The organism is Fluviicola sp., from assembly GCF_030151805.1.
Classification (GTDB): domain Bacteria; phylum Bacteroidota; class Bacteroidia; order Flavobacteriales_D; family Crocinitomicaceae; genus Fluviicola.
The window spans coordinates 1-11,400 of sequence record NZ_JASLCN010000450.1; the positions used below are offsets into that span (position 1 = coordinate 1).

At 39.6% G+C, this 11,400-nt stretch carries 9 protein-coding genes and 1 tRNA gene; 3 read left to right on the forward strand and 7 right to left on the reverse strand.

The features are described from left to right. Positions 1 to 158 precede the first annotated feature (158 nt). The 3 genes from tig to Q1V93_RS17110 form a co-directional block, all read right to left on the reverse strand. Positions 159 to 1,511: a trigger factor gene (gene tig / locus Q1V93_RS17100; RefSeq protein WP_300666349.1), complete on the reverse strand. Its 1,353-nt coding sequence runs from the start codon at positions 1,509 to 1,511 to the stop codon at positions 159 to 161. A 74-nt stretch (positions 1,512 to 1,585) separates the two neighbouring features. Further along, a tRNA-Leu gene (locus Q1V93_RS17105) sits at positions 1,586 to 1,667 on the reverse strand. A gap of 236 nt (positions 1,668 to 1,903) precedes the next feature. Further along, a complete protein-coding gene (locus Q1V93_RS17110) occupies positions 1,904 to 3,538 on the reverse strand; it encodes an alkaline phosphatase family protein (protein ID WP_300666350.1) in 1,635 nt (544 codons plus the stop codon). A gap of 73 nt (positions 3,539 to 3,611) precedes the next feature. Here Q1V93_RS17110 and Q1V93_RS17115 point away from each other — a divergent pair, with 73 nt between their 5' ends. Then, a complete protein-coding gene (locus Q1V93_RS17115) occupies positions 3,612 to 4,202 on the forward strand; it encodes a tRNA-(ms[2]io[6]A)-hydroxylase (RefSeq protein ID WP_300666352.1) in 591 nt (196 codons plus the stop codon). A 53-nt stretch (positions 4,203 to 4,255) separates the two neighbouring features. Here the strand turns inward: Q1V93_RS17115 and Q1V93_RS17120 are convergent, their stop codons facing one another. Next, complete coding sequence (locus Q1V93_RS17120) at positions 4,256 to 7,144, reverse strand: histidine kinase (protein WP_300666354.1); 2,889 nt, start codon at positions 7,142 to 7,144, stop codon at positions 4,256 to 4,258. A 260-nt stretch (positions 7,145 to 7,404) separates the two neighbouring features. After that, a complete protein-coding gene (locus Q1V93_RS17125; RefSeq protein ID WP_300666356.1) occupies positions 7,405 to 8,157 on the reverse strand; it encodes a LytTR family DNA-binding domain-containing protein in 753 nt (250 codons plus the stop codon). Positions 8,158 to 8,489: 332 nt separating this feature from the next. Between Q1V93_RS17125 and Q1V93_RS17130 the strand changes: the two genes are divergently transcribed. Beyond that, positions 8,490 to 9,446, forward strand: a complete 957-nt coding sequence (locus Q1V93_RS17130; protein WP_300666358.1) for an alkaline phosphatase family protein — start codon at positions 8,490 to 8,492, stop codon at positions 9,444 to 9,446. 3 nt (positions 9,447 to 9,449) lie between these two features. Here Q1V93_RS17130 and Q1V93_RS17135 read toward each other — a convergent pair whose 3' ends face one another. Both Q1V93_RS17135 and Q1V93_RS17140 read right to left on the reverse strand, forming a co-directional pair. Continuing rightward, on the reverse strand, positions 9,450 to 9,839 hold the full coding sequence (locus Q1V93_RS17135; protein WP_300666359.1) for a YchJ family metal-binding protein: 390 nt from the start codon (positions 9,837 to 9,839) through the stop codon (positions 9,450 to 9,452). Beyond that, a complete protein-coding gene (locus tag Q1V93_RS17140) occupies positions 9,832 to 11,004 on the reverse strand; it encodes a serine hydrolase domain-containing protein (RefSeq protein ID WP_300666360.1) in 1,173 nt (390 codons plus the stop codon). Before Q1V93_RS17140 ends, Q1V93_RS17135 begins: the two co-directional genes overlap by 8 nt. Positions 11,005 to 11,212: 208 nt before the next feature. Between Q1V93_RS17140 and Q1V93_RS17145 the strand changes: the two genes are divergently transcribed. Continuing rightward, positions 11,213 to 11,400 (forward strand): hypothetical protein (locus Q1V93_RS17145; protein WP_300666362.1); only part of this gene is annotated, 188 nt, incomplete at its 3' end.

The window sequence follows — 11,400 nt, forward strand, 5'->3', positions numbered from 1 at the left end:
AAGATATAACTTTAGATCTCCAATAGAAATGTTTAACCAAAAGTTGCATTTATAAGTTGAATGTACCGTTTGCCATTTGGCAAACCGTGTGGGGGAAAACAAGAAGGGACGCGATGTATCGCGTCCCTTCTTGTTTTATCAACTCGTAACGTATGTTCTTATTTCGAAGCCATTTCAACGAACTCATCGTAAGAAACTTCTTTTGAGTTCAATTTCACTGTATTCTTAAAGTATTCTGTCAATTTTGCCTCAGCAAGCATGTCGTAAATACGATTTGCCTCTTCGCGGTTTTGCAAAGCTCCTGCAGCTTGTTTCGTCAATTCCGCATCCTCTGGCGCAGGAATTCCGTATTGTGCATATTGATTAACGATCAATCCTTTCGTAAACTCAATCACTTCAGCATTATCCAGTTTAATGTCGTTTGCTTTGAAGATATGACCTTGAATCAACTGCCATTTCAAATCTTTTGCATAATTGTCGTAATCCGCTTCGATTTGCTCGATGGTAATCGGTTTCTCATTTGACAATTGAATCCAACGCTTCAAGAAATCGTTCGGAAGGTTCACCGGTGTGTTTTCAACCAGGTCACGGTAAACTTCACGTGTCAACAAACGGTCAGAGTCATTTGCGAACATCTGAGTCAGATCATTTGCGATACGCTCACGTAATTCTTTCTCAGAAGAAACTGCTCCTTCACCGAATAACTTGTCGAACAAATCCTGGTTCAATTCCGCCAACTCCATACGTTTGATATCATTGATCGTCATTTGGTAAGAATCTGAATGATTTGCCAATTCTTCCGGCTTAATTCCAAGCATTGCTGCTTTATCGCTGTCACCGCGGGTAATTGCAGTAGCAGAAACAGTTACTTTGTCTCCTACTTTCTTACCAACCAATGATTTTTTCACTTTCTTGTCTTCAACAAACTCCATGGAAGTTGTGGAGGAATGCATGATTCCGCCTTCTTTGATTGATCCGTCTTCATTCAACTCAACGAATTGAGCCAAAATCATATCCGTATCGTTCACTTCTTCAGCAGAAGACATTTTTCCGTAACGGCGACGTAAATCGTCGATTTGCTGATCAACTAATTTATCATCGATTTTTACCTGAACGTAATCGTATTTGTTTTTGGAAGTCAATTTCAAATCAATTGCCGGAGAGTATCCGATTTCATAAATGAATTCAAAATCTCCCGGATTGTCGAAATCTCCTTTTACGTCCGTTCCGTCTTTCGGGATCGGGTTTCCAAGAATTTCCAATTTATTTTCCTGAACATAAGCGTATAAAGCATCCGAAACCAATTTATTCATTTCTTCAGCCAATACTGCTTTTCCGTATTGCTTTTGAACCAAAGCCATCGGAACTTTTCCCGGACGGAATCCCGGAATCTTCGCTTGCTTACGGTATTTATCTAAAGAAGCAGTCACTTTTCCCTGGTAATCTGCCGGTGAAACCTGCACTGTTAAAAGCGCCGTTTCTGCATTCACTTCTTGACGTGTTACGTTCATTCCGTTTTCTTTTAATTCTTAACTTGTATAAACAAAAAATGGTCTTCATTGATTAACAACGAGACCATCTGAAGTGCGGATGGAGGGACTCGAACCCGCACACCTCTCGGCACTAGATCCTAAGTCTAGCGTGTCTACCAATTTCACCACATCCGCATATTTAATTCCTGAAAACCAGGACTAAATTCTATTTCAATTTATCAGGATTTCGTTCAATCCTTCCCTTTTGGGTGCACAAAATTAGTGATTATTTCAATTCTTGCAAGCGTTCAGTCATTTTTTTCATTAAAAATTTAAAAAATCAGCTTCGCTTCGTTCAATGGGTTGCCTTCAATGCCACTCAGTCAACTAAAAACGAGCATTCTACAAAGTAGATTCCGCAGGATTGAAATCTACTTCTTTTTAAATAATTCCACCATCGGTTTTCCAACCGCTGTATTCGGGCGCTGAACATCCAATACATGAACCAGTGTTGCAGTAATGTCTACTATTTCATAAGGAGTGAAAACATCCTGCGGGAAAATGTCTTTTCCGTAGAACAATACCGGAACGTGTGTATCATAATTAAACGCAGAACCGTGACTTGTTCCTTTGTGAGAATTTGGTGTATCCGAAGTTTTCGGCAAATATCCCGGCTGCAGAATAAAAATCAATTCACCACTTCGTTCTTTATCATAACCCGAAGCAACCATTTGCTGCCAGTTTTCAGCCGTTTTGGATTGCAGTTCTTCTTTCGTGTAAACGCGTTTCACTTCTGTCCATTTGGAAATTTCCTGCTTGAAAAAAGCCATAACCTGTGTTTCTGTTTCAGTCCCCAGAACGGCATCAATCAAATACACATTGTCGTTTTCAATCGTTTTCAGATAATCTTTCCCGAATTTCGAAATGCATTTTGCTCTCAAACTGTCTGTTTTATCTTTCAGGAATAAATATCCTCCCGGTAATTTATGATCTGCCAAAAACTGAGGAACCGGAACTACTGCGTGATCCGCCGTCAGGAAAACAACATATTGCCCTTTCCCGATTTGTTTATCCAAAGTCTGGAACAAACGGGCAAGTTCCTGGTCCAATCGAAAATACATGTCCTCCATTTCCAATGAATACGGACCGAATGTATGTCCGGCAATATCCGGAGTAGAATAACTGATCGTCAGGAAATCGGTTGTAGCATGTGTTCCAAGCTTTTCATCCGCAAGCGCCTGGATAGCAAAATCGGTCAAAAAGGTATTTGCTGCCGGCATAATTGTAAACACATTCAATTGATCTGCCGGAGGCAATTTGCTGAAGTCATACGGAAAAACCGGGCTTGTCTTTCCTCCCACCAATCCTTCGTAGGGAGAATTATCCTGTTTGATATACGTGTAGCAAGCTGAATCCTTCAATAAGTTCCATGGCTGATTTACGTAATTCGAAACCAGTTTCCGATCATTAAAGCGATTGACCCATGCTGGCAATTCGGTTCTGTAAAAAGTAGACGTAATGAAATTTCCGGTGGCATAATCATACCAATAAGAACCATCCGACAAATGTCCGGCAGGCAAAATAGCACTACGGTCTTTAATCGAAACACCAATCACTTTTGACGTCGGATAAGTGAGTTTCAATTGATCGGTAATCGTATTCGAGCGTAAAAAATAAGGAGAGCATTTCCCGTATTTACTTACAGAACCAACAGTAGAAACCGTCGTGTCTTCCACACAATTCACTTCTCTTCCGAAAGGGCGGTAATGCCATTCGTTTGCAACAATTCCGTGGTTACTCGGCGTACTTCCCGTATAAATCGAAGCGTGTCCCGGACCAGTAAAAGTGGGCACATAATTATAAGTCACATTTCTGAAATGCGTTCCTTTGTCCATCAAACGTTTGAAACCATCTTTTCCGAATTGAGGATAGAAACGATACAAATAATCGTAGCACATCTGATCAACGACAATTCCGACAACTACTTTGGGCGCATCTTTCTGCGAAAACGATTGATTTGAAAACAGTCCGAAACAAACTGAAAACAGAAGTATTGAGAATCTCATATTTTCGATATTATTCTAACAAAACTAGGATTTGAATTCAAGAAATAACGAAATTTGCCGTAAAATTTCAATTATGTTAGGTTTAAAATTGCCAACTGACCCGCGTTGGGTGAATATTGTAGAAAAGAACATCGAGGAAATATTAACGGATCATGCCTTCTGCGAACAAAAAGCAGCAAGTAATGCCATTTCTATTATTGTTCAGTATCCGCACTATCCTGACATGGTTAAGTCCATGATTGAAATTTGCCAGGAAGAAATGGAACATTTCGGGATGGTGCACGATAAAATCCTGGAACGCGGGTATCAACTCGGATTCGAACGCAAGGATCCATACGTTCACGACCTGTTGGATTTTCTGAAAGTAACTCACTCCGGAAATCCGAAAAAATCGCATCTGGTGAACCAGCTATTGTTTGCTGCCATGATCGAAGCAAGAAGCTGCGAGCGTTTCAAAATCCTTTCGGAAGAAATCAACGACGAAGATTTGCGTGTTTTTTACCGCAGTTTGATGGAAAGCGAAGCACGTCACTACATTACGTTCCTGAATTTTGCCCGTAAATACGGAGACGGAATTGATGTAGATGCCCGCTGGAAAAAATTCCTGGAATTCGAAGCTTCTTTAATGGATAAATACGGGAAATCAGAAACGATGCACGGATAAACCCGGGCAAAAATGAAGCATCCAAAAGTTGCCCCGGATTGAATTTTTCATTTTCAATTCATAGTGATTGGAATTGTCAGAATCACACAAGTTCCGGGAAATTCAAGATTCGATGCATCCACATTCCTGATTGTGACGGTATATCCTTCTTTGTTTTTCCCTTTTAAAGATTTCAGACGTTCTTCCGTAATTTGTGTTCCATAAGATTTATGTCCTGTATCCCGTTGATGTTTTACCGATTGCGAATACCCGATTCCGTTATCTTGTACCAACACTTTTAAGAACTTGTCTTCTACATAAAATTTCAAGAACAACTTTCCTCCTTCTGAGCGTTTAATCAACCCATGAATAATTGCATTTTCCACATAAGGCTGAATCAACATGGGAGGAATAAAGGGGTGAAAAGGCAACTGCTTCAAACTACAATCAATTTCAAAGGTAAACGTGTTTTTAAAACGCATTTGTTCCAGAAGAATGTAATTCTTCAACATTTCGTATTCCTCTTCCACGGTGATGTATGACATCCTTGAATTGGTCAGGGTTTGCCGGATTAATTTAGAAAAGCGGATCAGGTATTTTTCCGCATTCTCATTCTCTTCATACAGAAGGAAACTGTGAATCGAGTTCAGTGAGTTGAAAATGAAATGCGGATTCATTTGAGCCGACAATGCCATTTGTTCCAACTCAATCATGCGATTCAGGATGTAATTTTTTTTATTTACATACCGAATGGAGAGTTTTAAAATGATGTAAAACAGAACGATCACAAAAGCCGCATAAAACACAATAAAGTACCAGCGAACAAAAACATTTTTTTCTACTTCGAATCTCGCTACCAATTTAGGCTTAGACCAGTTATCAAAAGTACTTAAACGGGAAATCTCCAGATCATACTTCCCGGCTGAGGGATTGTTCAGAATAATCTCTCCTTTATCCGATTTAATCCAGGTTTGATCTTTCCCAAAACGATACCTGTAGGTTATATTCCCGGTAAGATTTTTGTCCAGGAGATTTATCTTAATCAAGTCTGTGTTTGCCGGGATTTTTTTTGATTGATTCAGTTCTTTGTTTCTGGAAAATGACCGGATAGAAAACAGTCTGAGCGGACATTCCGACTGCTCTTTTTTCACTTTCAAAACGTTTATTTTCTGCACACCAAACTTAGTAGCCAGGTAAACCACATCGTCGTAAGCATACAAATCCGTTATTTCTGCGCTGGATAACAGCTTTTTGTTTATAAAGCTTTGGCAAACAATCCGATTGTTTTTCCTGACAAGCAAAAACACTCCTTTTTCACTCACTACCCACAACTGATTCTTTTCGTCAAAGAAAATATTCAGCAGTTGTTTTCCCAAATGGAGCTTCGGGACAAATGCTGAAGCAGTTTCCTCCTCCATATCTATCCTGAAAAGCCCTTCAGTATCAGATATCGCGATTAAACCCCAAAACGGATTGTACTTTAATTTCTTAATTCCTTTATTTAAAACAGATCTGTAACTGCCGGATGCCTTCGAATTTTTAATATTAAAAACCTTTATCCCGGTATCATACACAATAAATATTTTTTTGTGCTGCATCATATAAAACCAAACATAAGCCTTGGAAAGGTTATACTTACGGGTCGGTCTTAAATCGGCACGGTATTCCGATTTTCCATTCGCTTCAATAATATCAGTCGCAAAAAAGTTAATTCCCACCACGAAAGAGTTGTCTACGTAATTTGGATTTGAAACGTAAGTTGCATCCACATCTTTCCAATCACTCCAATCCACAATACCCTTCTGAAATGCGAATCCGTCATTAAAAGGCAGCAAATTAAAACGGCGAAAAATCTTCCCGACATCTTTGCATAAATAAGGCGGGTACAACTGCTGCCATTTGCCCACATAATGAGTAATTACGACTTTATGCTTGTTTCCATTGATAAAACGCACCTCTTCAGACAGGATTTCCCCATTAATTGCCAATTGCCTGAATGCTTCATCAGAAATTGAAAACACCCCTTTTTCAAGCGTCGTAAGCCATAAGGTATGGTTTGAATCTTTAAATGCTGAGGTGACCGAATAATTAGGTAAGTAATGCTGAACAAGCGTCAACGATTTTGTTTTTGGATCAAAGCGGTATTTTTTCATCCCCCCTTTGTAAAACCCGACATACAAAAACTCCTTGTCTGCATCCAGCGCAATCACTTCCAGGCTATCCGTTAAGAGTTTGAATTGTTGTTTGTCATTCAGATATAATTTCATATTGGTGATAATGAAATTATATCCTTTGTATTTTTTCGCCCGAACAGCCCCATGAAGCTTTATTTCACCCGCAAAAACAGGTTTCTGGTTCCGGATAAAAAAAACGTCGCCCGCTTGTCTCGTTTTAGTTGTCCGCGCACATAACAAGACATCTCCGAATTCAAAAAAACAGGCCTTATCCGGAAACTTATCTGACAATCGCTCTATCTGACCATCTTCACTAATCCGAATAGCAACTCCATTAGCATATGCAGCGTAAATCAACGAGTTATCCTTTAGCAGACAAAATGAAATATATGCGTTCCGACCAATAAAAACGGTTTTCTTAAGCAGGTGATTATATTTATACGCCTGCATTTTCCCATCTTTGAAAACACTTAACAGTCCGTTATATCCCAAAAACCAAACACCACCAGTTGAATCTTCAGCGATCCTGAAATTCACATTGTCGGCTAACCCATTCTCAGTCGTATATTTTTGAAATTCAAATCCGTCATATTTCACCACTCCCCGGTCTGTCAGTATCCACAACAAACCTGATTTATCCTGATGAACCTGGTAGGTTTCAGAACTTGGCAGACCATTTTTTATTCCAAAATGATCATAATTGTATTCCCATGAAATACGGTTTGCTTGCGCAGATATTGTCGTAGCAATTCCGACAACAATGAGACCCCATAGAATGTACTTAATCAAACTGAAAATGTGTGAGATTTGTTTCGGTGGCAAATTTAACAGAATCTAATAATTTTGGTCGTATTTTGAGCAAAACAGATTGGATCGACCTCTTTCATCGCGGGTTTAAGACTATTTTTGATCACTGATTCAAAACGAATAGTTCCGACAGGGTTTTCATCTATAAGGAATCCTTTTCATCGCGTCAATCATCCAAAAACAGTAGGGGACGCGATACATTGCGTCCCCTACTGTTTTTTCATATCGTGTATCCTTATTCCTTACAGGAAATGCGTTTGAAGATCACGGATCACATCTTCTTTCTTCTGACGCGAAATCGGAATTTTCAGTCCGTTTTTCATTTTGATATATCCACCTTCTTCCTTCAAATACTCATCTACATATTTCATGTTGATGATAAATGATTTATGCGGACGGATGAAATTGACATTTAATCTCAGTTTATCATCAAAAAACTTGAGGGGTTTCGATACCAATATTTCTTTTGAATCGTCTAAGAAGACTTTGCAGTAAGAGCTATCTGCTTCGAAGCAAATAATTGAATCCAGGCGAACAAAGCACATTCCGTCGGTTGTTGGAATCGAAATTTTCCGTTCCCCGTTTCCGTAAGAAATCATGATTTGATCCACGCTCATGGTACGGCGTTCCCGCACTTTATCCAGAGCCTGGTTCACCGCTTCCACAAACAATTCCGAATCGATCGGTTTCATGAGGTAATCCAAAGCCTGGTACCGGAATGCTTTTACGGCATACTGGTCGAAAGCGGTCGTAAAAATAATCTGCGCAGCAAATGCGTCGCTTTCATCCAGCACATCGAACCCGGTTCCGTCGCCAAGATTAATATCAATAAAGATCAAATCCGCTTCCGTTTCGTTGATCAGCTGAACCGCCGATTTGTAGGAGTCTGCCTCTCCGAGAACCTGAAAATTGGGGAAATAGCGCTCCAGATATTTGGAAATTACGCGCCTGGCATCAATCTCGTCATCAATAATCAATACTCTTTTCGTCTTCATAATTTAAAGAAATAGTTGTTCTCCCGGGATGAAATTCATCGAATGAATACCTCCTTCAGGTTAGTCTAAAGTAAATTTGTTGTAATAGCTCCCTGGATGACAATCGTCTTTTTGGAAACAACACCAAAACTTAGATTACTCTTTAACAGGTTTTTAGATACAAATGAGAATAAGTGTGTTTGCAAAAGAAAAATGTTCATAAGCAGAAGTCTGAATTATAGAATTCTAAAGTTACGAAACGTTACAAAATTGAACTTATTTTATTTCAGCTATTTTATTCTATGGCCTGCTGTTTGATTAAAAAAAGTAACTTTATATTCTTAAAATGAAGCATGACTAAATTGTTACTATCAGCAGTAATTGCAATTGGAGTTTTGGTGACTAGTTCATTTGATTTCAAAAAATCTCCCGACACACCGGCAAAAAAATACACTACGGAATATGTAATCGTATTGATTATTGATGGTCCGAGGTTCACGGAAACTTTTGGTGACACCACCTACAAATACATTCCTCATTTGGGAAATGAATTGAAAAGAGAAGGTGTTTTACTCAGCAATTTCAGAAATAACGGCCCCACTTTTACTATTTCGGGTCACACAGCAATCATTACCGGAAGGTATCAGCGCATTTCCAACAGCGGGAAGAAACTTCCCAAATACCCTTCCATGTTTCAGTATTACCTGAAAGAAAAGAATGTTCCGAAATCGGATGCATGGGTCATTTCCAGTAAAGGAAAATTAGAAGTGTTGGGAAATACAAATTACAAAAAGTGGTGGAATGTATACAAGCCTTGTACATACTGCGGACCAAACGGAAACAGCTCTGATTATGCCGGAGACCAGGAAACCTTCGACAAGGTAAAAGAAGTACTTTCTACGGATAAACCTCCTCACCTGATGCTTGTCAATTTACTGGCGGCAGATGCTTACGCACACTCCAAAGAATGGGAAAAATACCTGAGTTCAATTCAAAAATGTGATGATTATGCATTCCAGCTTTGGAATTTCATTCAGTCAAACAATAAATTGAAAAACAAAACAACGTTGCTGATCACCAATGATCATGGAAGACATTTGGACGGACACAAAGACGGTTACATCAGTCACGGCGACGGATGTGAAGGATGCAGACACATCAGTTTATTGGCAATGGGTCCGGATTTCAAGAAAAATGTTGAATACAAAACGGCTTCAGAGCAATTGGATATCAGCAAAACGATTTCTGAAATGCTGCATTTCCAGATGCCTACCGGAAAAGGAAGAGTGTTGACTGAATTGTTTCAATAGCAATTAATCGAACGTTTTTCCATCCAGGAAATACCAGCGACCTCCGGATTTTTCAAATCTGGAGTCTTCTTTGTGGCGCGTCAATTGTTGCTGATCGTCTAAATAAGTTGCGATGAATTTCACTCTTTTTTCTTCTGAGGAAACAATTTCCAGGCTGATCCAGGTGCTGTTTGAAGCCCATTCCAAAATGGATTTTGCAGCATAATACTTTCTGAATTTGGGCGCCGTTGTTTCCAGGATATAAGCAACATTCAACGTCACGTAAGCCGAATAACGCGAGCGCATCAATTGTTCTGCGGTTTCAGGAAATGCTGTTCCAGACAGAAACGGTTCGCAGCAATCTTCAAAAGTTTTTCCGCTGCAACAATGACATACTACTGAAGGATTACTCATTTCGTTTCCGGTTGACCGCCTCATTGACGTGTGTTTTTGCCACATTTGGCTGAACAAAGTTTTCCTTTGTATCAATTAACGGTTCATACGGATAGGATCCGAAAAGCGTCGACAAGCGATTGATTGCGAATACTTTTCTCGTGTAGTGATTTGAAATGATCACCATGCAAATCGTGTCCTGACGAAGCGAAGCGTAACACCCCGTACTTCCGTGCCACCAGCCGGTATGAAAAAACAAGGTTGATTTTCCCTTATCTTCTCTCAGACGATAGCCCAGACCGTAGTTGCTTTTTCCCATTCGTTCGTAGCTATATCCGCGAAACATTTCTTTTTTGATCGAATCACTGAGGAATGTCCCGGAATAAGTCGCTTTGTCTAATTTGAGTAAATCGCGGGCTGTTGTATACAGATTTTTATCTCCGTAAATCCCGTCCAGATTGGTAAAGGGTTCCACCCTGTTTTTCGAATCATAGGACAAGGATAAACTATCCGAATTCTGCGAACCATTGTTGATGAACGAATCCGTCATTCCCAAAGGTTCAAAAATCATTTCCTGAGCTAACGCGGGGAATTTCTTATGAGTAATCCGTTCTGCGATCAAAGCCAATAAAGCATAATTGGTATTGCAGTAAGAGAATTGCGAATTCGGCGGAAAATACAAGGGCATTTTGTATTGATTCAGCAACTGGACGATTTTTTGATTCGTCAGCGGCTTGTTTGCCGGCCAGATAGAATAAGGAAAGTAACCGTAATACGGAATTCCACTTCGATGATTCAGAAGCATTCTGACCGTGATTCCTTCGTACATGATTTCAGGCAAATACGAGCGGATATCCTTATCTAAAACCAGTTCTCCGGAATCTGCCAATTTACAGATAATGACAGCCGTAACCACTTTCGAAATAGATGCTACATGCAACGGCGTGTGTTTATCAATGCGCCGTTTGTACTGATGATTCGCCATTCCTTTGTAGCGCTCATAAACGATTTCCCCGTTTTTCGCAACCAAAAACATCCCGTTAAAATCAGAGGCAATGCGGTTACGGTAAAACTGACTGATACTGTCGTAATAACGGGGAACAAATGATTCCGGAAGGTTATTGAATGCCGGAAACGGAGATTGCACCGCTTCTTTTTGAGTTTTCTCTTCCTGAGTAAGCTTCATTTTTGTTTCACAACTGAAAAGAACAAAAAGGCAACCCAACAAGAACCAATTTGCATTCATTCTTTGAATCATGGCGCAAAGATAGAAAATCTTCAAAAAAAGGTTCTTCGTTCAAAAATCATTCAGTAAAAGAATCTTGTATGTTCTTCATTCGCTAAAAAATTCAAAAACGATTTATATATAAGTCAATTTGACTATCTTGGGTTACATGAAGCATCAAAGAATCATAGCAATCGGTTTTCTATTTGCAGCACTGGCATCTTGCAGTGATGAAAAAACGGAAGAGCAAGTTAGTGAGAAAGAGGAAATTTCGGCTCCAAAGGAGGAACCGAAACCGGAAGAGACAACTCCAGTCAAAAAACCGGAGAAAGACGTTCACGTAAAAATCACAAACCA